A 24,413-nucleotide genomic window follows, 5' to 3' on the forward strand; every position below is an offset into this window, starting at 1 on the left:
GCCAACGGCCGGCGCTACCGGGTCTGAAGCATTGGTAGCGCCGGCCGTTGGCCGGCCCAGGCGGTCCGCGCAGGAATCAGCATTCCGCCAGCGCCCCTGTCCCTACCCAAAACCGCCCCCATCACGGTGGAATACCCCTGATGGAACGGTTTCATGCAACTGTCGATTCTTGACCTGGCCCCGGTCTGCGAGGGCAGCGACACCACGCAGGCGTTCGCCAACATGCTCGACCTGGCCCAGCACGCCGAAGGCTGGGGCTACCACCGCTACTGGCTGGCCGAACACCACAACATGCCGGGCATCGCCAGCGCCGCCACCGCCGTGCTGATCGGCCACGTGGCCGGCGGCACCCAGCGGATCCGGGTGGGGTCGGGCGGCATCATGCTGCCCAACCATTCGCCGCTGCAGGTGGCCGAACAGTTCGGCACGCTGGCCTCGCTGTACCCGGACCGCATCGACCTGGGCCTGGGCCGTGCGCCCGGCACCGACCAGCCTACCGCCCGCGCGCTGCGCCGCTACTTCGACAGCGCCGACCAGTTCCCTCAGGACGTGCGCGAACTGCTGCATTACTTTGAACCGGCGCAGGCCGGGCAGGCGGTCCGCGCAGTGCCCGGAGCCGGCATTCCGGTGCCAGTGTGGCTGCTCGGTTCCAGTTTGTTCGGTGCGCGCCTGGCCGCCGCACTGGGCCTGCCGTATGCGTTCGCCTCGCACTTCGCGCCCGACGCGATGGACCAGGCGCTGGCGGTGTACCGCAGCGAGTTCCGCCCGTCGCCGTACCTCACCGCGCCCTATGCGGCGCTGGGCTTGAACGTGGTGGCGGCCGAGAGCGAGGCTGAAGCCAAGCGGCTGTTCACCACCCAGCAGCAGAGCTTCGTCAATCTGCGGCGGGGCAAGCCGGGCCTGATTCCGCCGCCGATCGATGACATCGAGGACTTCTGGGAGCCGCATGAAAAGATCGGCGTGCAGAGCGCGCTGGCCTGCGCGGTGGTGGGTGACCAGCGCCAGGTGCGCGAAGGACTGGAAGCGTTCGTGGCCCGGCACAAGCCGGATGAGCTCATCCTCACCGCCAACATCTATGACCACGCCGCGCGCAAGCGTTCGTTCGGCCTGGCCATGCAGGCGTGGCGCGACGCGAAGATTGCGTGACTGTGCGGTCACGCTGTCGTTGACCACCATCGGGTCTGATCAGGGCTCCCGCAACAGGAGCCCTGCCATGACCCGTCACACCCACACCGAGCAGATCGAACAGCTGGCCGAGCTGATCCGCGATGTCGACATCGCGATGTTCACCACCACCGGCGTGGATGGTCGCCTCTACAGCCGCCCACTGGGCACCCAGCAGGTCGCCTTCGATGGTGACCTGTGGTTTGCCACCTCCGCCGACAGCCCGAAGGTGGCGGAAATCTCGCTCAATCCGCAGGTCAACGTGGCCTACGCGTCGCCGTCGAAGAACACCTACGTTTCGGTGGCGGGCACCGCGCGCATCGTCGATGACCGCGCCAAAGTCGAAGAGCTGTGGTCGCCAGCGATGAAGCTGTTTTTCCCGGGCGGCAAGGATGATCCGAATCTGCGCCTGATCCACGTGCGTGCCGAATCGGCCGAGTACTGGGACGGCCCGGGCACGCTGCTGGGCAAGGCGTTGAGTTTCGTGTTGTCGGCGGTCAGTGATGAGCCGGCGGCGTTGGCCGACACCGGCAAGGTCGACCTGCGGTGATCAGAACCACTTCTGCAGCAGGTCACCGACGTACTGCACCAGCTGCCCGGAACTGAAGCCGAAGAACAACACGGCGGCGATGGCGGCGATCCAGTTGACCGCCATCAGCACGCCGTCGCGTTCCAGCAGCGCCAGCGAGAACAGCAGCAGCTGGAAGCCGAACAGGAAGTTGGTGAAGGGAATTGGCAGCGACAGCAGCAGGCCGACCAGGATCAGCAGCAGGCCGGTGAAGGCATGCGCGGGCAGGGGGATCAGCAGGGCAGAATTGCGCGGCTTGAGCAGCCGGTCCAGCCGACGCAGCGCCCCGTCGATGCGGGCCAGGAAGCGGTGCATGGTGCCGCGGCGCGGCCCGCGGTTGGCGATGAAGCCGGGCAGCCAGGGCCGGCGCATGCCGCACAGCATCTGCGCGCCGATCAGGATCACCAGCGGTCCACTGACCGCACCGCCGATGCCGGGAATGGGAATGAACGAAGGCAGGATGGCCACGAACAGGAACACGCCGAAGGCGCTCTGCTGCAGGTTCTGCAGGATCTGGCCGAGCTTGAGGTGCTCGTCCGGGTCGCCGTGGTCGAACATCGCCAGCAGGGTACGGATACCCTCGTTCTGATACTCGGGCCGGCTCTGGTCCGGCGTCGGGTCAGCCGGTGAGCTCATCGGTTTCCTCTTCGGCCAGCGTGCGCAGCAACAGCTTGTCCACGCGCGCGCCGTCCAGGTCGACGATCTCGATACGCCAGCCGGCCCAGTCGAAGTACTCGCCGGCATGCGGAATGCGGCCGAAGTAGTGGATGCACATGCCGGCCAGGGTGTAGTAATCGCCTTCCTCGGCGTCGGGCAGTTCCACATTGCCCATCAGTTCGCGCAGGTCCTCGATCGACAGCGAACCATCGACCAGGAACGAGCCGTCCTCGCGGGTCACCACCAGCGCGTCCTCGTCGACGTTCTCCACCGACTGCAGGCGGCCGACCACGGCCCCCATCAGGTCGCTGATGGTCACCAGGCCCTGGATCTCACCGTACTCGTCGACCACCAGCGCCATGGACTGCTGCTCCTCGCGGAATATCTCCAGCAGCTTCATCGCGTGGGTGGACTCGGACACATACAGCGGCTCGCGCAGCTGCTGGAACAGCGACTGGTCGGCGCGCGCCAGGCGGGTGACCAGGCTCTTCACTTCCAGCACGCCGACGATGTCCTGGTCGTTGTCGCGGTACACCGGATAGCGCGAGAACTCATGCTCGCGCATGGCGGCCAGGTTCTTCTCGGCGCTGGCCGCGGTGTCCAGCCAGGCAATGCGGTTGCGCGGGGTCATCAGGCTGTCGGCGGTGCGGTCGCCCAAGCGCATCACGCGGTTCATCATGTCGCGTTCGTGGGCGTCGATGACCCCGGCCTCGTGGCTTTCGGCCACCAGCATGCGGATTTCTTCTTCGGTGACCTGGGCGGCTTCGTCCTTGCCCAGCCCCAGCAGGCGCAGCACCAGACGCGTGGAATGCGAAAGCAGCCACACGAACGGGAAGGCGATACGGGCCAAGCCGCTCATGGGCAGGGCGACCAGACCGGCGATGTCCTCCGACCGGGTGATAGCGAGGCGCTTGGGTACCAGTTCGCCGAAGATCAGCGTCAAAAACGTGATCAGGGCGACGGCGAGGGTCTTGCCGATCACCTCCGACCAGGGCTGAGGGTCGTTGAACAGCGGGAAATTGGCCGACAGCGCCGGGAACATGTTCTGCAGGTGCTGGGCGATGGCGCTGCCGATGGCATCGCCGCCGTACACACCGGTCAGGATGCCGATCAGGGTGATGCCGATCTGCACCGTGGACAGGAAGGCCTCGGGCTTCTCGGACAGCTCCAGGGCCTTGGCGGCGCGCTTGGAGGTGGAGGCCATCTGCTTGAGGCGGCTCTTGCGCGACGTCATGACCGACATTTCGGACATGGCGAAGAAGCCGTTGAGCAGGATCAGGGCCAGGACAATAAAAAGTTCAAACACGGGCGTCGTCCCCGGTTGGTGGCAGGGAGGGCGTGTTCAAGCTGGAGCGGCTACCGGAGGGCGCGCAGGCGCGGCGGTGCGGCGGGGGGTAAGGGTCGTCGTCCATAGAGTGCACCCGAGGGTGCCTGCGCATCTTAACAAAAAGGCCGGGGGAGGGGTGTAGACAGGGTCGTTCAGGAGCCCCGGAGCCGGCGTGAAGATGACGGGAGTACCCGGAATGGACATCAAACCGTCATAATTCCGCCCGGTGCCGTCCTTCCTCGACGGCGAATCAGGTTTCCCCATGTTCTCTCTGCAGACCATTTTTGGCTCCGGCAAGCAGTTCTACACCCTGCTCGACGAGGCCGCCCAGGCCGCTTCTGACAGCGCCAAAGCCCTCCACGCCATGCTGCGCGCCGCTGACCGCCAGCCGGCGCTGGACGCCTTCAAGCTGGCCCGCCTGCGCGAACGCGCGGCCTCGGACAAGATCAGCCAGGCGCTGGTGGACAGCTTCATGACCCCGATCGAGCGCGAGGACATCGAAGCGCTGGGTTCGGCGCTGTACAAGATTCCGAAGCAGATCGAGAAGTTCGCGGATCGCTACTCGCTGGCGACCACGCACCTGGAGCACATCGACTTCGCGCCGCGCGCGGCGATGCTGGAGCAGGCCGCCAACGTGGTGGTGGAGATGGTGGCCGACCTGCGCCACATGAACCTGGACCGGATGACCGCGCTCAATGAGAAGCTGCGTTCGCTGGAAAACGAAGCCGACCGCCTGATGCTCGAGCTGTACCGCGACATCTACTCCGGTCGCCTGGACAACCTGCAGATGTTCCTGCTCAAGGAATTCTTCGAGATCCTGGAAAAGGCCATCGACCGCTGCCGCGAAGCCGGCGTGGTGGCTTACCAGATCGTGCTCAAGAACAGCTGACGGGCCTCCAGCATGCTGACCCTCGTTCTGGTCGTGATCCTGGCTGCGCTCGTCTTCGAGTTCATCAACGGCTTCCACGACACTGCCAACTCCATTGCCACGGTGGTGGCGACCAAAGTGCTCTCGCCCGGCTGGGCGGTGATGCTGGCCGCCTTCATGAACCTCATCGGCGCGCTGACCGGCACGGCGGTGGCGTTGACCATCGCCTCGGGCCTGCTCAACACCAACGTGGTCGACGTGACCCCGCAGGTGATCCTGTGCGCGCTGCTGGGCGGCATCATCTGGAACCTGATCACCTGGTGGAAGGGCCTGCCGTCTTCGTCCTCGCACGCGCTGATCGGCGGCCTGTGCGGTGCCGGCCTCGCGGCCGCGCACAACAACTGGGACGCGCTGATCTGGTCCGAGCGCATCGGCACCTGGGCCCAGAACAAGGGCCTGCTGTGGAAGGTGTTCCTGCCGATGATCACCTCGCCGATCGCCGGCTTCCTGCTGGGCATCGTGGTGATGATGCTGCTGTGGGCGATCATCGCCGGCATGGCCAAGGTGGGCGGCTGGCTGGGTCGTCTGGCCCGTCCGCGCATCGTCAATGCGTTCTTCGGCAAGGCGCAGATTGTCTCGGCGGCCTACATGGGCTTCGCCCACGGTCACAATGACGCGCAGAAGACCATGGGCATCATCGCGATGACCCTGATCGGTGCTGAAGCCACGGGCGCATTGAACGACCTGCCGTCGTGGCTGGCCTTCCTGCACCCCGACGCGAGCGCAGGCGAGGGCATCGCGATGTGGATCGTGCTGACCTGTGCGGTGGTGATGGCTGCCGGTACCGCCTCGGGCGGCTGGAAGATCATCAAGACGCTGGGCCACAAGATGGTGAAGCTGCACCCGATCCACGGCTTCGCGGCGGAAACCAGCTCGGCGACGATCCTGACGCTTGCCGCACACTTCGGCATGCCGGTCTCGACCACGCACAGCATCTCGACCGCGATCATGGGCGTGGGCTACGCCAAGAACCCGCGTTCGCTGCGTTTCGGCGTGATCGAACGCATCATCTGGGCCTGGATCCTGACCATCCCGGCGGCCGGTGGCTGCGCCTACCTCATCCTCAAGCTGTTCGAGCTGGTCGGCTGGGCGTGATCGCCGCGTAGAGCCGGGCTTGCCCGGCTGCTGTTGGATTCATGCAAAAAACCCGGCTCCGGCCGGGTTTTTTGTTGGCTGCGGAAATGTCGGGGGCCATGGAAAATGCCAAATCAACGGCGATGCCGATCCCGGGTCATGCGTTACCGGATGTTGGGTGTTTCACTGCAGTCGACCAACGGTCGACTCTACCGGGGATACGTGCTTTTGATTTCCGATGGCCGCCAACACAGGGAGCCGATGAACACCGGCTGTTCGCCCAAATCCAACAGCAGCCGGGCAAGCCCGGCTCTACGCAGCCTGTCGAATGCCGACGCAATCGCGCAGGCAAGAAAAACCCCGCCGGAGCGGGGTTTTTTGCGAGAACTCAGACCTCTAGCGAGGCCAGATCGCCCTTGTTTTCCAGCCATTGCTTGCGGTCGCCCGCGCGCTTCTTGGCCAGCAGCATGTCCATCAGTGCGCTCGTCTGCTCGTCGTCGTCCACAGTCAGCTGCACCAGGCGGCGCGTGTCCGGATGGATGGTCGACTCGCGCAGCTGTTCCGGGTTCATTTCGCCCAGACCCTTGAAGCGGGTCACGCTGACCTGGCCCTTGATCTTCTCGCGCTCGATCTTGTCCAGTAGCGAGCGCTTTTCTTCTTCGTCCAGCGCGTAGAACACCTGCTTGCCCACGTCCACGCGGAACAGCGGCGGCATCGCCACGAATACGTGGCCGGCCGCTACCAGTGCCGGGAAGTGCTTCAGGAACAGCGCCGTCAGCAGCGTCGCGATGTGCAGGCCGTCGGAGTCCGCGTCGGCCAGGATCACCACCTTGCCGTAACGCAGACCGCTGATGTCGTCCTTGCCCGGGTCGCAGCCGATGGCAATCGCCAGGTTGTGCACTTCCTCCGAGGCCAGCACGCTGCCCGAGGCCACTTCCCAGGTGTTCAGGATCTTGCCGCGCAGCGGCATGATCGCCTGGAAGTCCTTGTCGCGTGCCTGCTTGGCACTGCCGCCGGCCGAGTCGCCTTCCACCAGGAACAGCTCGGTGCGCGAGAGGTCCTGGCTGATGCAGTCGGCCAGCTTGCCGGGCAGGGCAGGGCCCTGGGTGATCTTCTTGCGGACCACCAGCTTTTCGGTCTTCAGGCGCGCACTCGCGCGCTCGATCGCCAGCTGCGCGATCTGCTCGCCCAGCGCCACGTTCTGGTTCAGTAGCAGGCTGAAAGCGTCATGTGCCGCGCCTTCGACGAAGCCTGCGGCCTGGCGGGAAGACAGTCGCTCCTTGGTCTGGCCGCTGAACTGCGGGTCGGTCATTTTCAGCGACAGCACGAACGACACGCGGTCCCACACGTCTTCCGGTGCCAGCTTGACGCCGCGCGGCAGCAGGTTGCGGAAGTCGCAGAACTCGCGCAGCGCCTCGGTCAGGCCGGTGCGCAGGCCGTTGGCATGGGTGCCGTGCTGTGCGGTCGGAATCAGGTTGACGTAGCTTTCCTGCACCAGCTCGCCGTCCGGCAGCCAGGCCACGGCCCAGTCCACCACCTCGGTGTCCTTCTTCAGCGAACCCACGAACAGGTTCGCCGGCAGCATTTCGCGTTCGCCCAGCTCGACCTTCAGGTAGTCGCTCAGGCCGTCCTCGAAGTACCAGCTGTCCTGCTCGCCGGTGGCTTCGTCGAGCAGCTTGACGGTCAGGCCCGGGCAGAGCACGGCCTTGGCACGCAGCAGGTGGCGCAGTGCCCGCAGGTTGTACTTGGGTGTGTCGAAGTACTTCGGGTCGGCCCAGAAGCGCACGCGGGTACCGGTGTTCTTCTTGCCGACGCTGCCCACCACTTCCAGCGGCGTGGCGCGGTCGCCATTGCGGAAGGTGATGCGGTGTTCGCTGCCTTCGCGCTTGATGTGCACTTCCACCAGCGTGGACAGCGCATTCACCACGCTCACGCCCACGCCGTGCAGGCCGCCGGAGAAGGTGTAGTTCTTGTTGCTGAACTTGCCGCCCGCGTGCAGGCGGGTCAGGATCAGCTCCACGCCCGGGATCTTCTCTTCCGGGTGGATGTCCACCGGCATGCCACGGCCGTCGTCGCTGACCTCGCAGCTGCCATCCTTGTACAGGGTGACTTCGATGGTGTGGGCGTGACCGGCCAGGGCCTCGTCGACGGCGTTGTCGATGACTTCCTGGGCCAGATGGTTCGGGCGCGCAGTGTCGGTGTACATGCCGGGACGGCGCTTGACCGGGTCCAGGCCGGACAGGACTTCAATATCGGCGGCGTTATAGCGGGCGTTCATCTGTCTTCATAAAGCGCAAAGCGACGGCGAAGTGTGCGGTCTGGGCAGGTTTTTTGCACGCCATACGTTCAGGGGGCGGCCGAAATCGGCGCGATACACTGTGCACGGTGGATTTCCGGGTGTTCCGGAAGCCCCGAACCGAGCCATATCGCGAGGAGACCCCATGAAGAAGTTGCTGACCATCGTTGCCATTGCCGCCGCCGTCGTGGCCGTGCCGCTGGCACTGGCCCAGAACGCCGGACAGGGCCAGCCCGCACCGCAGCAGGGCGAGCAGGCCGACCGGGCGCAGGCTGAAGCCGACGCCAAGGCCAAGCGCCGCGCGGCTGCCACCGCCGAAATGAAGGCCAAGGGCCAGCAGGCCCCGCAGAAGGAAGAAGAAGAGGAAGCGCGCAAGAAGAAGTAAGCGCTCCGCTTCGTTGTCACCGAGCCCCGGCCCCTGGCCGGGGCTCTTTTTTGTGTGAAGGCCACACGCCCCCCTTGGGCTGGAGGCCTTCAATCTGTAAACTATGGCTTTCCGGGAGTAGTGTGTGTCCTCGATCAGCGAATCGGCTGGGTCGGCCCTGTGCGGCCACCAGTCAGGCAGCCAGGAGGTGACGGTCCGTATGACCGGCACGGCGGCCCCGACCTCGCTGTGGACATGCCCTCCGGTGCCGGCTCCGCGCCTGCGCACCACCTCCCTCGCTTCCTCGGCGAACCGGAAAACCCCCTTCCTGCCCACCACCCGCCTTCCGGGATGGGGTGGTGCGGCCGTTTTCCATTTCCAGACAGGATGCTTGCAGCCATGACTCCCTTGATTTTCGTAACCGGCGGCGTGGTGTCCTCGCTCGGCAAAGGCATTGCCGCCGCGTCACTGGCCTCCATTCTTGAAGCCCGTGGCCTGCGGGTCACGATGATGAAGCTCGATCCGTACATCAACGTCGACCCGGGCACCATGAGCCCGTTCCAGCACGGCGAGGTGTACGTCACCGACGATGGTGCCGAGACCGACCTCGACCTGGGGCATTACGAGCGTTTCGTGCGCACCCGCCTGAGCCGCAAGAACTCGGTCACCACCGGTCGCATCTACGAGAACGTCATCCGCAAGGAGCGCCGTGGTGACTACCTCGGTGCCACCGTGCAGGTCATTCCGCACATCACCGATGAGATCCGCCACTGCATGGACGAGGCCACCGAAGGCTTCGACGTGGCCCTGGTCGAAATCGGCGGCACCGTCGGTGACATCGAGTCGCTGCCGTTCCTGGAAGCCATCCGCCAGGTGCGCACCGAGCGTGGCCCGGAAAAGGCGCTGTTCATGCACCTCACCCTGGTGCCGTACATCGCCGCGGCCGGTGAACTGAAAACCAAGCCGACCCAGCACTCGGTCAAGGAACTGCGTTCGATCGGCATCCAGCCCGACGTGCTGCTGTGCCGTTCGGAACAGCCGGTGCCGGACTCGGAGCGCCGCAAGATCGCGCAGTTCACCAACGTCTCCGAACGTGCCGTGATCAGCGTGCCGGACGTCGACGTGCTGTACCGCATTCCGTTCGGCCTGCACGAGCAGGGCCTGGACGAGATCGTCATCAACCAGCTCAAGCTGGGTGACAAGGCCGGCCCGGCCGACCTGCACGAATGGCAGGCCGCGCTGGATGCCACCCTCAATCCGCAGGACGAAGTCACCATCGCCGTGGTCGGCAAGTACGTGGACCACCAGGACGCCTACAAGTCGGTCGGTGAGGCGCTCAAGCACGGCGGCCTGCGCCAGCGCACCAAGGTCAACCTGAAGTGGCTGGAAGCGCAGGATCTGGAAGGCACCGACATGGCCGCCCTGCGGGACGTGGACGGCATCCTGGTGCCCGGCGGCTTCGGCGACCGTGGCTTTGAAGGCAAGGTGCTGACCTCGAAGTTCGCCCGCGAGCAGCAGGTGCCGTACTTCGGCATCTGCTATGGCATGCAGGCCGCGGTGGTCGACTACGCCCGTCACGTGGCCGGGCTGGAAGGGGCCAACAGCACCGAAAACGACCGCCAGTCGCCGAACCCGGTGATCGGCCTGATCACCGAATGGCGCACCGCCACCGGCGATGTGGAAAAGCGCGACGACAAGAGCGACCTCGGCGGCACCATGCGCCTGGGCCTGCAGGAGCAGCGTCTCAAGCCCGGCACGCTGGCCCGCGAGCTGTACGGCAAGGACGTGGTCGCCGAGCGTCACCGCCACCGTTACGAGTTCAACAACCGCTACCGCACCCAGCTGGAAGACGCCGGGCTGGTCATCGCCGGCAAGTCGATGGACGACACCCTGGTCGAAGTGGTCGAGCTGCCGAAGGACCAGCACCCGTGGTTCCTGGCCTGCCAGGCCCACCCGGAGTTCCTGTCCACCCCGCGCGACGGCCACCCGCTGTTCATCGGTTTCATCAGCGCTGCCCGCCAGCGCAAAGCCGCGCGCTGAAGCGCTGCCACGCCGTGCGTGGCTTCGCGCGCGCGGCTGGGTAATAATCACGCGGACGTTTCACGCGCCACCTCCGGTGGCGCTCTCCCTTTCTGACTGGAATTTGGCCCGCCATGACCGCGATCCGCAGCATCCATGCCCGTGAAATCCTCGACAGCCGTGGCAATCCCACGCTGGAAGCCGAAGTCACCCTGGAGGACGGTTCGTTCGGCCGCGCCGCCGTGCCGTCGGGTGCCTCGACCGGCACCAAGGAAGCCGTGGAGCTGCGTGACGGCGACAAGACCCGCTATCTCGGCAAGGGCGTGCGCAATGCCGTCGGCAACGTCAACACCACCATCGCCAGTGCGCTGAAGGGCTTCGACGCCGCCGACCAGGAAGGCCTGGACCGTCGCCTGATCGATCTCGACGGCACCGAGAACAAGGGCCGCCTGGGTGCCAACGCGCTGCTCGGGGTCTCCATGGCCAACGCCCACGCGGTGGCTGCGTCGAAGAAGCAGGCGCTGTGGCAGTACCTGGCCCAGGGCCGCGATGTGACCCTGCCGGTGCCGATGATGAACATCATCAACGGCGGCGCACATGCCGACAACAACGTCGACTTCCAGGAATTCATGGTGCTGCCGGTCGGCTTCACCTCGTTCTCCGAGGCGCTGCGCGCCGGCACCGAGATCTTCCATTCGCTGAAGTCGGTGCTGAAGGGCCATGGCCTGAGCACCGCGGTGGGCGACGAGGGCGGCTTCGCTCCGGACTTCCGCAGCAACGTCGAGGCCCTGGACACCATCCTCGAAGCGATCGGCAAGGCCGGCTACACCGCCGGTGAAGACGTGCTGCTGGGCCTGGACGTGGCCTCCAGCGAGTTCTACGAGAACGGCAAGTACAACCTGGTCGGCGAGAACAAGCGCCTGACCTCCGAGCAGTTCGTCGACTTCCTCGCCGACTGGGCCGCGCAGTACCCGATCATCACCATCGAAGACGGCCTGGCCGAGAACGACTGGGCGGGCTGGAAGCTGCTGACCGACCGCGTCGGCAACAAGGTGCAGCTGGTCGGCGACGACCTGTTCGTGACCAACCCGAAGATCTTCAAGGAAGGCATCGAGTCGGGCACCGCCAACGCCATCCTGATCAAGGTCAACCAGATCGGCACCTTGACCGAGACCCTGGAAGCGATCGCCATGGCCCACAACGCCAATTACGCGGCCGTGGTCTCGCACCGCTCGGGCGAAACCGAAGACACCACCATCGCCGACATCGCCGTGGCCACCACCGCCACCCAGATCAAGACCGGCTCGCTGTGCCGCAGCGATCGCGTGGCCAAGTACAACCAGCTGCTGCGCATCGAGGAAGCCTTGGGTGCCGGCGCGCGTTACGCCGGGCGTGACGCGTTCGTTTCGCTGAAGCGCTGATCCCATGCGCAACTGGCGCTGGCTGCTGCTGGTGCTCGCGGTACTGCTGGCATGGCTGCAGTACCGCTTCTGGTTCGGCCCGGGCAATTCGGGTGAAGTGATGGTGCTCGAGGCCCAGGTTGAAAGCCAGCGACGCGACAATGAAGGTCTGCAGCAGCGCAATGATGCGCTCGCTGCCGAGGTCAAGGATCTCAAGGAAGGCGAGGCCGCCATCGAAGAGCGCGCGCGCAGCGAGCTGGGCATGATCCGACCGGGCGAGAAGTTCTACCGCGTGGTGGAGAACGCGCCGGTCGCGGCCCCACGTGCGCCTGCCGTGGTCCATGCCGACACCGCGCCGGAGGTGCCCTGATGGGCGGCATCTGGGCAGTGGTGCCGGCGGCGGGTCGTGGCACCCGCTTTGGCGGTGCCACGCCCAAGCAGTATCTGGTGGCCGGCGACCGCGTGTTGCTGGCGCATACTTTGGAAGCGCTGCTGTCGCACCCGGCGGTCGCCGGGGCGATGGTGGTGATCGCCGAGAACGACGCCGACTGGCCGGGTTGGACGACGCTGGCCGACAAACCCCTGCTGACCTGCGTCGGCGGTGCCACCCGCGCCGAATCCGTGCTGGCCGGGCTGCAGGCGCTGCCTGACGACGTGCGCGCCGATGAATTCGTGCTGGTGCACGACGCGGCGCGTCCGAACCTGGCCGCTGCCGACCTGGGCCGCCTGCTGGAAGTGGGGCGCAACGACCCGGTGGGGGCGATCCTCGCCGCGCCGGTGCGCGACACCCTCAAGCGTGCCGGCGACGACGGCGGCATCGACGGCACCGAACCACGCGCGCGCCTGTGGCGTGCACTGACCCCGCAGCTGTTCCGCCGCCATCAGCTGGCGCGCGCGCTGCAGGAGGCCGCCGCGGCCGGGGTGGAAATCACCGACGAGGCCATGGCCATGGAGCGGCAGGGCCTGCGCCCGCTGCTGGTGGAGGGCAACGAAGACAACTTCAAGGTCACCACGCCGGCCGATCTGTCCCGTTTTGAATTCGAGCTGTCGCGCCGCGAAGCGTGAGCGGTTTCCACATCGCAAGGCCGGGCAGCGCCCGGCGCAACATTAGGTTTACGCAATGAATACGCCCGCATTTCCGCCTGTCCGCATCGGCCAGGGGTACGACGTCCACGCCTTTGGCGAGGGTGACCACATCATGCTCGGCGGCGTGCGCGTGCCGCACGACCGCGGCGTACTGGCGCACAGCGACGGCGATGTGATCCTGCACGCGCTGTGCGATGCCATGCTCGGTGCGCTGGCGCTGGGTGACATCGGCCAGCACTTCCCGCCCTCGGACATGCGCTGGAAAGATGCCGACAGCAGCCAGTTCCTGCAGCACTGCAACACGCTGCTGCGCGAGCGGGGCTGGCAGGTCGGCAATACCGACATCACAGTGATCTGCGAGCGCCCCAAGGTCGGCCCACATGCGCTGGCCATGCGCGAACGCATCGCCGCGCTGCTCGGTACCGCACTGGACACGGTCAGCGTCAAGGCCACCACCTCCGAGAAGCTGGGCTTCACGGGACGCAGTGAAGGCATTGCCGCGCAGGCCGTCGTGCTGCTGGTGGCGCTGTGATTCCGTTGCCGCTGGCGTTTGGCGCGCCGCTGCTGACCGCGAAGATCCGCACCGTCCCGGAGGATTTCCAGGTCGACGAGCTGCCCGCGTTTGAGCCGAGCGGGGAGGGCGAGCACCTGCTGCTGACCGTGCGCAAGCGCGGGGCCAACACCGTGCATGTGGCGAAACAGATCGCGCGCTGGGCGGGCCTGCCGGAAATGGGGGTCAGCTATGCAGGCATGAAGGACCGTCATGCGGTGACCACCCAGCGCTTCAGCGTGCACCTGCCCAAGCGGGTCGCGCCGGACCCGGCGCAGCTCAACGACGCCGAGATCGAGGTGCTGGAGTCGACCTGGCACAACCGCAAGCTGCAGCGCGGTGCGCTGGCGGGAAACCGTTTCAAACTGGTGCTGCGCGACGTGCAGGGCGACGCCGGCCTGATCGACGCGCGTCTGGCCCAGATCGCCACGCGTGGGCTGCCCAACTGGTTCGGTGAGCAGCGCTTCGGCCGCGATGGTGGCAACGTCCCGGCCGCGCTGGCGATGTTCCAGGGCCGGCGCATGCGCAAGGACCAGCGCTCGCTGCTGTTGTCGGCGGCGCGCTCGGCGCTGTTCAACCAGGTGCTGGCCGCGCGGGTCGAGCAGGGCAATTGGGACACCGCGCTGGACGGCGAAGTGTGGATGCTGGATGGCAGCCGCAGTGTGTTCGGTCCGGAAGCGTGGAGCGACGCGTTGGCCGAGCGCCTGGCGCGATTCGACATCCACCCCAGTGGGCCGTTGTGGGGCGAGGGTGAGCTGCGCAGCACCGGCGATGCCGCCGCGCTGGAGCTGGGCGCGATCAGCGACGAACAGTCGTTGCAGCTGCGTGCGGGCCTGGAAGATGCGCGTTTGAAGCAGGAGCGGCGTGCGCTGCGCCTGCGTCCGGCGCTGATGCAGCACCAATGGCTGCAGCCGGACGTGCTGGAGTTGTCCTTCGCGCTGCTGCCGGGGTGCTATGCCACCGCCGTGCTGCACGAACTGGGCCCGGTGCAGGACGTGGGCGGCGTTGCATCGGGCGATTGACCTACCGGTTCGCCAACAACACCAACACCGCCCCGGTCCCACCTTGGCCGGGCGGTGCCGAATGAAACGCCAGCACGTCATTGCGTTGCCGCAGCAGCCGGTCCACCAGGTTCTTGAGCACCGGCGCGCCGCCATCGGACTGCAATCCCTTGCCATGGATGATGCGCACGCAGCCATGGTCGTGCGCGTGCGCGTCGGCCAGGAACTGGCGCAGCAGGTTTTCGGCCTGCGCCGCCGTCGCGCCGTGCAGGTCCAGTTCGTCCTGTACCGAATACTGGCCACGTTTGAGCCGCTGGAACATCCGTGCCGGCAGGTTCTCGCGCCGGTAGCTGGCGGTGTCGCCAGCTTCCAGCGGCGTGCTGTCGCGCAGCAGGCGTGCGAACTCGCCACGCACCTCCTGATCGTCCTGTTCAGCCATGCGCGCACGCGGCTTGGGCCGCGGCGTGGCAGGCGGGGCGGCGACCGGCTTGCGCAGCGGCTTCACTTCGCCGATGGCGGCACGGAACAGGGCAGCCGGATCTTCGTCTTCAGGATGTGACATGCGTACAGCCTAATGTGCTGAATCGACGCTGCCTACCTCCCGGCGGGGTAGGACGATCTGTCCGCATGCGGCACAATAGCTGGCGCACTTGCGTGGCCGTCGCACCCGGGAGAGGGGCGCGACGACCCCGCCAACGCAGCAGAGTGATGGAATCGAAGTCTTGAAAAATCAAGCGGTTAAATCGGAGATGCGGATCCTGGTCAGCAACGACGACGGCGTCGATGCACCGGGCATCCGGATGCTCGCCAGCGTGTTGCGCGAGGCGGGGCATGAAGTGATGGTGGTCGCACCTGACCGCGACCGTTCCGGGGCCAGCAATTCGCTCACCCTCGACCTGCCGATCCGCACCAAGCGCATCGACCACTACACCTGCTCGGTGGCCGGTACGCCTACCGACTGTGTGCACCTGGCGCTGACCGGCATGCTCGATTACGAGCCGGACATCGTGGTGTCAGGCATCAACAACGCCGCCAACCTGGGCGATGACGTCATCTACTCCGGCACCGTGTCGGCGGCGATGGAAGGGCGCTTTCTCGGCCTGCCGGCGGTGGCGGTCTCGCTGGTGACGCACAACCACGATCCGAAGCATTTTGAAACCGCCGCTCGCGCTGCCGTGGAGATCGTGACCCGGCTCAAGGCCGACCCGCTGCCCGCCGACACCATCCTCAATGTCAACGTGCCCGACCTGCCATGGGAGCAGGTGCGTGGCTTCGAGGTCACCCGGCTCGGCAACCGTCATCGGGCCGAAGGCTGCATTCCGCAGCGCGATCCGCGTGGCAATGAAGTGTTCTGGATCGGACCGGCCGGTCGCGAGCAGGATTCCGGTCCCGGCACTGACTTCCACGCCGTACGCAGCGGGCACATCTCGATCACCCCGATCCAGGTGGACCTGACCCGCTACCAGGCCCTGGAAAAGGTCGCCAGCTGGGTCGGCGGGCTGACCGCTGCGCTGGACCGTCCGGCATGAGCCAGCGTCTGCGCCTGCAACCTGAAGCGGTCGGCATCGGCATGACCTCACAGCGCGTGCGCGACCGCCTGGTCGACCGCCTGCGCGAAAGCGGCATCACCGACGAAGCCACTCTCAACGCCATCCGCGTCGTGCCGCGCCATCTGTTCATCGATGAGGCGCTGGCCTCGCGCGCCTATGAAGACACCGCGCTGCCGATCGGCCACGGCCAGACCATTTCCCAGCCGTGGGTCGTAGCCCGCATGACCGAGGCGGTGCTGCAGAGCGCGCCGAAGAAGGTGCTGGAAGTGGGCACCGGCTCGGGCTACCAGGCGGCCGTACTGGGCGCGTTGGGCCTGGAGGTCTACACCGTCGAGCGCATTGGCGACCTGCTGCGCCAGGCACGCAAACGCTTCCGCGCACTCGGCATGAACATCCGCAGCAAGCATGACGATGGTCGTATCGGCTGGGCCGAGCATGGCCCGTTCGATGCCATCGTGGTCACCGCCGCCGCGCCGGCGCTGGTGGATGCGCTGGTCGAGCAGCTGGCCGTGGGCGGGCGTCTGGTCGCCCCGGTGGGCGGGCCCGGTGCGCAGTCACTGGTCCAGTTGACCCGTCGCGAAGATGGCAGCGTGGCGCACGAGGTATTGGCGCCGGTCACGTTCGTACCCCTGCTGTCTGGCATGCTGGACTGAACCCAAGGAGCTGCGCTTCATGAAGATTTTCGGCCCGCTGTACGAGCGGGCGATGAAGTGGGCCGCACATGAGCGTGCCCCGACCTATCTCACCGTTCTCAGCTTCATCGAGGCGATCATCTTCCCGGTGATGCCCGAAGTGATGCTCGCACCGATGTGCGTGGCCCAGCCCAAGCGTGGCTGGTGGTTCGCCACGCTCAGCCTGGCCGGCTCCATGGCCGGTGCACTGGTGGGCTATGCGCTGGGCCATTATGCGTTCGAAGCGGTCAAGCCGCTGTTCGCGGCGTTGGGCATGTTGCCCAGCATCGAAGGTGGCATCGCCATCGTCCAGGAAAAAATGGCCGAATCGCCCTGGGCGGTGTTCACCTTCCTGGTGCTGGGCGGTTTCATGCCGATCCCGATGAAGGTCTTCACCTGGGCCTCGGGTATTGTCGGTGTACCCATGCCGCAGTACCTGCTCAGCATGCTGATCGGGCGCGGCAAGCGGGTGTACGTGCTGGCCGCGGTGATCCGCATCGGTGGCGCGCGAGCCGAAGCGGCGTTACGACGTTGGATTGAACCGCTGGGCTGGATTGCCACCGCGCTGGTGGTGGTGCTGATTGGCTGGCTTGTCTGGAGGGCGAAGTTCGCATGAGTGCACAGCGTTGGAATAGCGGGTTGAAGCTGGCCGCAGCCGTGGCGATGGCCGTCACCCTGAGTGCCTGCGGCACAGCGACCGTGGTCAAGTCATCCGGCAGCCGGGGCGGGCACACCACGCCGCAGACCTCGGTCGCCAAGCCCGGCCAGACCGCCACCGTGCGCAAGGGCGACACGCTGTACGCGCTGGCCCGCATCCACAACATCACCCCGCGTGACCTGGCGGCATGGAATGGCCTGAGCGAGCCGTACACCATCTATCCGGGTCAGCAGATCCGCCTGTACCCGGGTGGCAGCGCCGGTGGCACGCCGGGTCGTGCCCCGACCACCGTGGTCACCGCGCCGCGCCCGGGCACCAGCACACCGGCACCCACGCCGGCCCCGGTACCGACCAACACCCCGATCAAGAACAACATCAGCTGGCGCTGGCCGGCCGATGGCGCGCTGGTCGGCCGTTACGTGGCGGCTGATGTGACCAAGCAGGGCATCGATATTGCCGGCACCAGCGGGCAGCCGGTACGTGCGACCGCCCCGGGCGTGGTGGTGTATTCGGGTGCAGGCCTGGTCGGCTTTGGTGAGCTGATCATCATCAAGCACAACGAGCAGTGGCTGTCCGCCTATGGGCACAACCGCAAGCGACTGGTGAATGAAGGCCAGAACGTGAAGGCGGGCGAGCAGATTGCGGAAATGGGCCGGACCGGCACCACCCGCGACATGCTGCACTTCGAGATCCGTTACAACGGCAAGCCGGTCGACCCGCAGCAGTACCTGCCGGCGCGTTGACCGACCTGGGATCTGGATGGACACGCCATGCGTGTCCTCGGGTAAGTAATTCCCCTGAGGTTTCAGTGTTGCTTGGGTCGCGCTGTGGGCAACGGGCGGCAAAGGCGGTGTGTTGCTGCCTCGGCACTACCACTAGGTGGCCCTCCCTGCATCCGCTATAGTCAACAGACCTGCATCTGCGTGCAGGACCAATCCCTATGGCTGCTCGGAGCACTCACAATGGACGTGGTTGAAGTTATAGACAAAAAAATCGGCGAAGTTCGGACCGAAAGCCTAGATATTTCAATTGGCGAGCTGGTTTCTCTTCACGAGAACAAAGAGCTAATTATCAGGCCGGACTTTCAGAGATTGTTTCGATGGAGCACAGAGCAGCGATCCCGATTGATCGAATCCATGCTGTTGGAATTGCCAATTCCTTCAATATTCGTGATTGAACGTGAGGACGGTGTCTTTGAGCTTATTGACGGACTGCAGAGAACTAGTTCACTGATTCAGTTCGTCAGCGCTAACGCAATCCAGCTTGATCCATTGGTCCTGGAAGGTTGTGACTTAGTTCCAGAGCTGAATGGAGCTCGTTTTGATGATTTGCCATTAACGCTGAGGCTTCGCCTCAAACGATCGAGTTTGCGCACGGTTGTCATCAAAAGGCAGAGTAGCCAGTTCTTGCGTTACGAGATGTTCAAGCGTTTGAACACGGGAGGCACCAAGCTCTCTGAACAAGATATTCGAAACGTGAACGCTAGGATGATTGGTGACGTCGGTACCGCATTCTATGATTTCATTGAGCAGTGCTCGGAGGACGTCAACTTCTTGGGCTGTACGGAACTGCTTTCGGCTGCTGCCGTAGAGGCACGCGCGAGAGAGGAATTGGTGCTTCGGTTCTTTGCAGTAAAAAACTTCAGGCAGGGGTTTAAAGGGAGTATCACGGATTGGCTCGACCACTTTATGGAGACCATATTGATAGAAGGGGCTCCGTTTGACTTTGTTGCTGAAAGGGCGGTGTTCGACGGCACTTTCGAGCTATTGAATGAGAAGTTTGGTCCCTACGCATTTGTGAAGTATCGTGCTGGAAAGCCGATGGGCGGCGTGGCACCTGCTTACTTTGAGGCGGTTACAATGGGGGCATACGAGAATTCCCTTGCGCTGTCCGCATTGTCGAACGATGAGGCCGTCGCTCGACTGTCGGCGGCAGTTGCCTCAGATCCGTTCCGGGCAGCGACTGGGCCGGGTGCTAATTCATTGCCGAAGCTCAATCAACGAATTGAACTTATCCGACAGGCGTTCGAGTGAGCCATGGCAGGCATCGTCACTCTGGTTAGTTCTCGCCTGACCACGGACCTTGATTGGCGCGAAGCTGAGCTTGCGATTATGCGCAAGAATCTGCATGGAACCACTGAGGGTAGTGCTCAAGAGGCAGCGCTTCTGCGTGCAAATCTCGCCATGCTTTATGCTCACTATGAGGGGTTCTGCAAGTACGCGATCGAGTTGTATATCGATTCGGTCGAGCGATTGAAGATTCGTCGCGGTGACCTCTGTTGGCCTTTGCTCACTTACTCGTTAGCTGCCTTTCAATCCACTCTCAATAGTGAGCCTGAAAGAAAAGCCTTTTTTTCGACTATTCTCAACGATTTCAATGGGTTGCTGGATGATGTGGCAACTTACGAGCGGCCCGGCCAAATATCGAACTTGTGGCCTGATCTTCTACTTGAGTGGCTGGCTAGGCTGGGTTTAGAAGACGCCGAAGTACTAGAGCAGCAGGTATTGCTTGCTTCTTTGGTCTCAAATCGCAACTTGATCGCTCATGGAAAGAGGGTTCAGATAGACGATCGAAAGCAGTTCGAGAAGTACTACCGGGCCGCGACAAACGCTATGCATGGTGTAGCAATCGGGGTTGTCGATAGTTTCGATAAAGGAGCATACAAGCGCAGGGCACCGCTGTCCGTGACAATAAATGCTCATCCCTAGCTCGCAGCCTGATTATCGTTCTGAAGCGAGACGATTTCAGATGCAGCGTGCGCAACGAAGCTGGGCGCGCCGGCGGATGTCGATTGAGCCGTGACCGATGACCAAGATTGGACTATTGGCTGACCGGATTCACTTTTCCGCCAACATGAACGCGGCGGCGACCTTGCGACCTTCGGCCGCCAGCAGGTTGAAGGTCCGCGCGGCGGCCTGGTTGTTCATCACTTCCAGGCCGATGCCGCGGCTCAGGCAGCGGCCGAGCACCTCGGCTGACGGAAACACCTGGGTGTCGCCGGTGCCCAGCACGATCAGTTCCGGCTCCAGTGCCAGCACCGGCTCCAGGTCGGCCACGGTCAAGGCCGCGCCGACCGCCACTGGCCAGTTCTCCACCAGGCGATCCGGGGCGACGATGAAGCTCGCCCCCAGCACCTTGTCGTTCACCGTGGCGCTGTGGCCACTGGCCGCGCGCAGGGTATAGGCGTAATCGGGCAGTTCGTGGCTGAGCTGCATGGCCGGATCAGCCGCGCGGCAGCACGATCTTGCGCTGTTCCTTGCTGGGGCGGTACAGCACGGCGGTGTGGCCGATACGCTGCACCAGCGCGCTGCCGGTTGCCTCGGTCAGCTCGGCGATCATGCCGTCGCGGGTGTCGCGGTCGTCCGCGCCCACCTTCACCTTCACCAGTTCATGGCGCTCCAGCACCTCCTCCAGCTCAGCCAGGAAGGCGGGGGTGATCCCCTTTCCGCCGATCTGCAGCAGGGCTTTCAGATCGTGGGCTTGGCCGCGGAGGAAGCGGGTCTGGGCGGAGGTGAGGGCAGTAGACATTCAGGAACGGACGGTTAATCAGGGCGATCAGGGTATCATGACCATCCCAAAAGGCCCCCTGTCCCATGGCAACGCGCAGCAAAAGCAGTCAACGTTGGTTGAAAGAGCACTTTTCCGACCCCTTCGTGAAGAAGGCCCAGGCAGAGGGCATGCGCTCGCGCGCGGCCTACAAGCTGGAGGAGCTGCTCGAACGTGACCGGCTGCTGAAGCCGCATATGGTGGTGGTCGACCTGGGCGCGGCCCCCGGCGGCTGGTCCCAGCAGGTCCGCCGCCAGATCGGCGACACCGGCCGGGTCCTGGCCCTGGACATCCTGGAGATGCCGCCGCTGGCCGGGGTCGAGTTTCTTCACGGCGACTTCAGGGAGCAGGCCGTCCTATCCCAGTTCGAGGCCATGCTGGGCGACCAGCCGGTAGACCTTGTGCTTTCGGACATGGCCCCCAATAAGAGTGGCATGGACGCGGTGGACCAGCCGCGGATGATGCACCTGGCCGAGCTGGCGTTGGATTTTGCCGACAACCACCTCAAGCCCGGTGGCGCGTTCCTGATCAAGCTGTTCCAGGGCGTGGGCTTTGACGACTACGTGCGTGAAATGCGCCGGCGGTACGACAAGGTGGTCATCCGCAAGCCTGAAGCCTCGCGTAAGCGCTCGCCCGAGGTCTATGCCCTGGGGCAGGGCAAACGCACCCAGATCAAGTAAGCTCGACCATACCAATCGCGTCAGGCATTAGAGGAACCACGGAGCCAATGAGGATGAACGACTTGACCAAGAACCTCCTGCTATGGGTGGTCGTGGCCGTGGTGCTGATGGTCGTGTTCCAGAGCTTCTCGCCCAAGACCAGCGGTGCGGGTGCCCAGGGGAGCACGTATTCCCAGTTCCTGGACCAGGTGGACAGCGGCAACGTCCAGAAGGTGACCTTCGGCGGCGAAGTCCGCGGTGGCACCAGCCAGATCTCCTACACCACGCGTGGCGGCCAGTCGGCCACCATCACCGCCCCCTACGACCGCGACCTGATCAACGTGCTCCGCGGCAAGAACGTGGAAATCGTCCAGGAAGAGCCCTCCAGCGGCATCTCGCTGGGTGCCATCCTGATGAACTTCCTGCCGGTCATCCTGATCATCGGCTTCTGGCTGTTCATCATGCGCCAGATGCAGGGCGGTGGCGGCGGAGCCAAGGGCGCGATGTCCTTCGGCAAGTCGCGCGCCAAGCTGCAGGGCGAAGACCAGATCAAGGTCACCTTCGCCGATGTGGCCGGTTGCGACGAGGCCAAGGAAGAAGTGGGCGAGCTCGTCGACTTCCTGCGCGACCCGAGCAAGTTCACCAAGCTGGGCGGCAAGATTCCGCGCGGCGTGCTGATGGTCGGTCCGCCCGGTACCGGCAAGACCCTGCTGGCCCGTGCCATTGCGGGTGAGGCCAAGGTCCCGTTCTTCTCGATCTCCGGTTCGGACTTCGTGGAAATGTTCGTCGGTGTCGGTGCCAGCCGCGTGCGCGACATGTTCGAGCAGGCCAAGAAGCAGGCTCCGTGCATCATCTTCATTGACGAAATCGACGCGGTCGGTCGCCACCGTGGTGCTGGCCTGGGCGGCGGTCATGACGAGCGCGAGCAGACCCTGAACCAGCTGCTGGTGGAAATGGACGGCTTTGAAGGGGGTGAAGGCGTCATCGTCATCGCCGCCACCAACCGTCCCGACGTGCTGGATCCGGCGCTGCTGCGCCCGGGCCGTTTCGACCGCCAGGTCGTGGTCGGTCTGGCCGACGTCAAGGGCCGTGAGCAGATCCTGCGTGTGCACATGCGCAAGCTGCCGCTGGCCGATGATGTCGAGCCGATGGTCATTGCCCGCGGTACGCCCGGTTTCTCCGGTGCGGACCTGGCCAACCTCTGCAACGAGGCGGCCCTGTTCGCGGCGCGTGGCAACGAGAAGGAAGTCCGCATGGACCACTTCGACCGTGCCCGCGACAAGATCCTGATGGGTGCCGAGCGCCGTTCGATGGCCATGAGCGAAGAGGAAAAGACCCTCACCGCCTACCACGAAGCCGGCCACGCCATCGTCGGCCGTCTGGTGCCCGAGCACGACCCAGTCTACAAGGTCACCATCATTCCGCGCGGCCGCGCGCTGGGTGTGACCATGTACCTGCCGGAAGGTGACAAGTACTCGATGAACCGCGTGGCGATCGAATCGCAGCTGTGCTCGCTGTACGGCGGCCGCGTCGCCGAAGAGCTGATCTTCGGTGCCGACAAGGTCACCACCGGTGCCTCCAACGACATCGAGCGCGCCACCAAGATGGCCCGCAACATGGTCACCAAGTGGGGTCTGTCTGACGAGCTGGGCCCGATCGCCTATGGCGAAGAAGACGATGAAGTCTTCCTCGGCCGTTCGGTCACGCAGCACAAGAGCGTCTCCGACGACACCGCCCGCCGCATCGACGAAGTGGTGCGCAGCATCCTGGACAAGGCCTATGCCCGGACCACCGAGCTGATGACCGCCAACCTGGACAAGCTGCATGCGATGTCGCAGCTGCTGCTGCAGTACGAAACCATCGACGCGCCGCAGATCGACGCCATCATGGAAGGTCGCGATCCGCCGCCGCCGGCGGGCTGGGGCAAGTCCAACAACAAGAGCGAAGGTGGCAACAACGACAAGGGTGGCGACGCCCGTCCGGTGCCGCCGATTGCCGGCCCCGCCGAGCAGCACTAAACATCACGTCGTGACTCACGAAGGCCGGGGCAACCCGGCCTTCTTCATCTGGAATTTTCAATGTCGACCCCGCCGCCCCCGATCTCGCACACCACCGAAATGGTGATCGCCACCGTCGTCGGTGCCGCCATCGGCCTGAGCACGGAAAACTACCTGCTCGGCATCGGCATCGGTGTCGCCCTCGGCATCGGCCTGAGCGTGGCCAAGACCCTGTATCTGGACCACAAGCGCCGTAAAGGCTGAATCTCCCTTGCGCGCAGGTGTCGCAATCGGCACGATGCACGGGCACGGTCGCATGACGCGGTCGTTGCCATCTTTTCAGGGGGAACACCATGCGTCATCCGATCCGCGCGGCCGCTGCCGCGCTGCTGTGCTGTGCCTCGCCCGCGTTCGCCGCCACCGTCCAGGTGCAGGACCCGGTGCCGTTCTCGGACTCGGCCTACATCGCCGACAACATCAAGGCTGAGTGCCGCATGGGCGCGCAATTGGCGACTGCGCTGGGCAGCAACGCCGGCAAGTTCGGCAACACCATTGAATTCAGCGCCGAACCGGGTGAGCAGGGGCGGGTGCTGAAGCTGGAGCTGGTGGAGGCGCAGAGCGCGGGTAATGCCTTCTCTGGTCACTTCAAGTCGGCCACCGTGCGTGGCGTGTTGCTGGACGACGGGCAGAAGGTGGCTACCGTCACCGCCCGCCGTGTTTCCCGCGGCGGTGCCTTTGGTGGCTTCAAGGGTTCCTGCGACGTGCTCGAGCGCGTGGTCACCGCCATCGGCAGCGATCTCGCCGAGTGGCTGGCCAACCCAACCGACAACGCCAAGCTCGGCGATTTCTGACGGTCAACCGTGGGGCGCCGGCGTAAACTACGCGCCGGCGTACTTTC

The 24,413-nt window shown here is 64.9% G+C and carries 27 protein-coding genes; 21 read left to right on the top strand and 6 right to left on the bottom strand.

Annotated elements, in window-relative coordinates:
• The first annotated feature begins 153 nt into the window (after positions 1-153).
• Both QMX83_RS00005 and QMX83_RS00010 read left to right on the top strand, forming a co-directional pair.
• Positions 154-1,146 carry an LLM class flavin-dependent oxidoreductase gene (locus QMX83_RS00005; protein WP_282294676.1) on the top strand — a complete coding sequence of 331 codons (993 nt, stop codon included), beginning with the start codon at positions 154-156 and terminating at the stop codon, positions 1,144-1,146.
• A gap of 67 nt (positions 1,147-1,213) precedes the next feature.
• On the top strand, positions 1,214-1,714 hold the full coding sequence (locus QMX83_RS00010; protein WP_282294677.1) for a pyridoxamine 5'-phosphate oxidase family protein: 501 nt from the start codon (positions 1,214-1,216) through the stop codon (positions 1,712-1,714).
• Here QMX83_RS00010 and QMX83_RS00015 read toward each other — a convergent pair whose 3' ends face one another.
• Complete coding sequence (locus QMX83_RS00015; protein WP_282294678.1) at positions 1,715-2,368, bottom strand: exopolysaccharide biosynthesis protein; 654 nt, start codon at positions 2,366-2,368, stop codon at positions 1,715-1,717. It abuts the gene before it with no gap.
• A complete protein-coding gene (locus QMX83_RS00020) occupies positions 2,352-3,695 on the bottom strand; it encodes a hemolysin family protein (RefSeq protein ID WP_282294679.1) in 1,344 nt (447 codons plus the stop codon). Before QMX83_RS00020 ends, QMX83_RS00015 begins: the two co-directional genes overlap by 17 nt.
• A gap of 283 nt (positions 3,696-3,978) precedes the next feature.
• Here QMX83_RS00020 and QMX83_RS00025 point away from each other — a divergent pair, with 283 nt between their 5' ends.
• Positions 3,979-4,605 (top strand): DUF47 family protein, encoded by a 627-nt coding sequence (locus QMX83_RS00025; RefSeq protein WP_282294680.1) that lies wholly within the window; start codon positions 3,979-3,981, stop codon positions 4,603-4,605.
• A gap of 12 nt (positions 4,606-4,617) precedes the next feature.
• On the top strand, positions 4,618-5,739 hold the full coding sequence (locus QMX83_RS00030) for an inorganic phosphate transporter (protein ID WP_282294681.1): 1,122 nt from the start codon (positions 4,618-4,620) through the stop codon (positions 5,737-5,739).
• 367 nt (positions 5,740-6,106) lie between these two features.
• Here QMX83_RS00030 and parE read toward each other — a convergent pair whose 3' ends face one another.
• A complete protein-coding gene (gene parE / locus QMX83_RS00035; protein WP_282294682.1) occupies positions 6,107-7,996 on the bottom strand; it encodes a DNA topoisomerase IV subunit B in 1,890 nt (629 codons plus the stop codon).
• A 163-nt stretch (positions 7,997-8,159) separates the two neighbouring features.
• Here parE and QMX83_RS00040 point away from each other — a divergent pair, with 163 nt between their 5' ends.
• The 7 genes from QMX83_RS00040 to truD all read left to right on the top strand — a co-directional run bounded on the left by QMX83_RS00040 (position 8,160) and on the right by truD (position 14,455).
• Positions 8,160-8,399, top strand: coding sequence for a hypothetical protein (locus tag QMX83_RS00040; RefSeq protein WP_282294683.1), 240 nt, complete (start codon positions 8,160-8,162; stop codon positions 8,397-8,399).
• Between the two features lie 378 nt (positions 8,400-8,777).
• Complete coding sequence (locus QMX83_RS00045; protein WP_282294684.1) at positions 8,778-10,418, top strand: CTP synthase; 1,641 nt, start codon at positions 8,778-8,780, stop codon at positions 10,416-10,418.
• 113 nt (positions 10,419-10,531) lie between these two features.
• Positions 10,532-11,818, top strand: coding sequence for a phosphopyruvate hydratase (gene eno / locus QMX83_RS00050; protein WP_282294685.1), 1,287 nt, complete (start codon positions 10,532-10,534; stop codon positions 11,816-11,818).
• Positions 11,819-11,822: 4 nt separating this feature from the next.
• Positions 11,823-12,167 carry a cell division protein FtsB gene (ftsB, locus tag QMX83_RS00055; protein WP_282294686.1) on the top strand — a complete coding sequence of 115 codons (345 nt, stop codon included), beginning with the start codon at positions 11,823-11,825 and terminating at the stop codon, positions 12,165-12,167.
• Entirely contained in the window at positions 12,164-12,862 is a 699-nt protein-coding gene (ispD, locus tag QMX83_RS00060; RefSeq protein ID WP_282294736.1) for a 2-C-methyl-D-erythritol 4-phosphate cytidylyltransferase, read from the top strand. The genes ftsB and ispD overlap by 4 nt, the downstream gene beginning before the upstream one ends.
• Positions 12,863-12,917: 55 nt before the next feature.
• On the top strand, positions 12,918-13,415 hold the full coding sequence (ispF, locus tag QMX83_RS00065; protein ID WP_282294687.1) for a 2-C-methyl-D-erythritol 2,4-cyclodiphosphate synthase: 498 nt from the start codon (positions 12,918-12,920) through the stop codon (positions 13,413-13,415).
• Positions 13,412-14,455, top strand: coding sequence for a tRNA pseudouridine(13) synthase TruD (gene truD / locus QMX83_RS00070; RefSeq protein WP_282294688.1), 1,044 nt, complete (start codon positions 13,412-13,414; stop codon positions 14,453-14,455). Before ispF ends, truD begins: the two co-directional genes overlap by 4 nt.
• A gap of 1 nt (position 14,456) precedes the next feature.
• Here truD and QMX83_RS00075 read toward each other — a convergent pair whose 3' ends face one another.
• Positions 14,457-14,996 (bottom strand): Smr/MutS family protein, encoded by a 540-nt coding sequence (locus tag QMX83_RS00075; protein WP_282294689.1) that lies wholly within the window; start codon positions 14,994-14,996, stop codon positions 14,457-14,459.
• Between the two features lie 187 nt (positions 14,997-15,183).
• Between QMX83_RS00075 and surE the strand changes: the two genes are divergently transcribed.
• The 6 genes from surE (at position 15,184) to QMX83_RS00105 (ending at position 20,021) form a co-directional block, all read left to right on the top strand.
• Positions 15,184-15,963, top strand: a complete 780-nt coding sequence (gene surE / locus QMX83_RS00080) for a 5'/3'-nucleotidase SurE (protein WP_282294690.1) — start codon at positions 15,184-15,186, stop codon at positions 15,961-15,963.
• Entirely contained in the window at positions 15,960-16,637 is a 678-nt protein-coding gene (locus tag QMX83_RS00085) for a protein-L-isoaspartate(D-aspartate) O-methyltransferase (protein ID WP_282294691.1), read from the top strand. The genes surE and QMX83_RS00085 overlap by 4 nt, the downstream gene beginning before the upstream one ends.
• A gap of 19 nt (positions 16,638-16,656) precedes the next feature.
• A complete protein-coding gene (locus tag QMX83_RS00090; RefSeq protein WP_282294692.1) occupies positions 16,657-17,271 on the top strand; it encodes a DedA family protein in 615 nt (204 codons plus the stop codon).
• Positions 17,268-18,056, top strand: coding sequence for a peptidoglycan DD-metalloendopeptidase family protein (locus QMX83_RS00095; protein ID WP_282294693.1), 789 nt, complete (start codon positions 17,268-17,270; stop codon positions 18,054-18,056). The genes QMX83_RS00090 and QMX83_RS00095 overlap by 4 nt, the downstream gene beginning before the upstream one ends.
• Positions 18,057-18,275: 219 nt before the next feature.
• A complete protein-coding gene (locus QMX83_RS00100) occupies positions 18,276-19,346 on the top strand; it encodes a DUF262 domain-containing protein (RefSeq protein WP_282294694.1) in 1,071 nt (356 codons plus the stop codon).
• A 3-nt stretch (positions 19,347-19,349) separates the two neighbouring features.
• On the top strand, positions 19,350-20,021 hold the full coding sequence (locus tag QMX83_RS00105; protein ID WP_282294695.1) for an MAE_28990/MAE_18760 family HEPN-like nuclease: 672 nt from the start codon (positions 19,350-19,352) through the stop codon (positions 20,019-20,021).
• Between the two features lie 129 nt (positions 20,022-20,150).
• Here QMX83_RS00105 and QMX83_RS00110 read toward each other — a convergent pair whose 3' ends face one another.
• Entirely contained in the window at positions 20,151-20,528 is a 378-nt protein-coding gene (locus tag QMX83_RS00110) for an Mth938-like domain-containing protein (RefSeq protein ID WP_282294696.1), read from the bottom strand.
• Positions 20,529-20,535: 7 nt separating this feature from the next.
• Positions 20,536-20,841 carry a ribosome assembly RNA-binding protein YhbY gene (yhbY, locus tag QMX83_RS00115; protein ID WP_282294697.1) on the bottom strand — a complete coding sequence of 102 codons (306 nt, stop codon included), beginning with the start codon at positions 20,839-20,841 and terminating at the stop codon, positions 20,536-20,538.
• 65 nt (positions 20,842-20,906) lie between these two features.
• Between yhbY and rlmE the strand changes: the two genes are divergently transcribed.
• From rlmE to QMX83_RS00135, 4 genes are all read left to right on the top strand, one after another.
• Entirely contained in the window at positions 20,907-21,539 is a 633-nt protein-coding gene (gene rlmE / locus QMX83_RS00120) for a 23S rRNA (uridine(2552)-2'-O)-methyltransferase RlmE (protein ID WP_282294698.1), read from the top strand.
• A 53-nt stretch (positions 21,540-21,592) separates the two neighbouring features.
• Complete coding sequence (gene ftsH / locus QMX83_RS00125; RefSeq protein ID WP_282294699.1) at positions 21,593-23,536, top strand: ATP-dependent zinc metalloprotease FtsH; 1,944 nt, start codon at positions 21,593-21,595, stop codon at positions 23,534-23,536.
• Positions 23,537-23,596: 60 nt separating this feature from the next.
• Positions 23,597-23,779 carry a hypothetical protein gene (locus QMX83_RS00130; protein WP_282294700.1) on the top strand — a complete coding sequence of 61 codons (183 nt, stop codon included), beginning with the start codon at positions 23,597-23,599 and terminating at the stop codon, positions 23,777-23,779.
• Between the two features lie 89 nt (positions 23,780-23,868).
• Complete coding sequence (locus QMX83_RS00135) at positions 23,869-24,366, top strand: hypothetical protein (protein ID WP_282294701.1); 498 nt, start codon at positions 23,869-23,871, stop codon at positions 24,364-24,366.
• Positions 24,367-24,413: the final 47 nt, after the last annotated feature.

This window comes from Stenotrophomonas sp. PS02289, from assembly GCF_029960115.1.
Taxonomy (GTDB): domain Bacteria; phylum Pseudomonadota; class Gammaproteobacteria; order Xanthomonadales; family Xanthomonadaceae; genus Stenotrophomonas.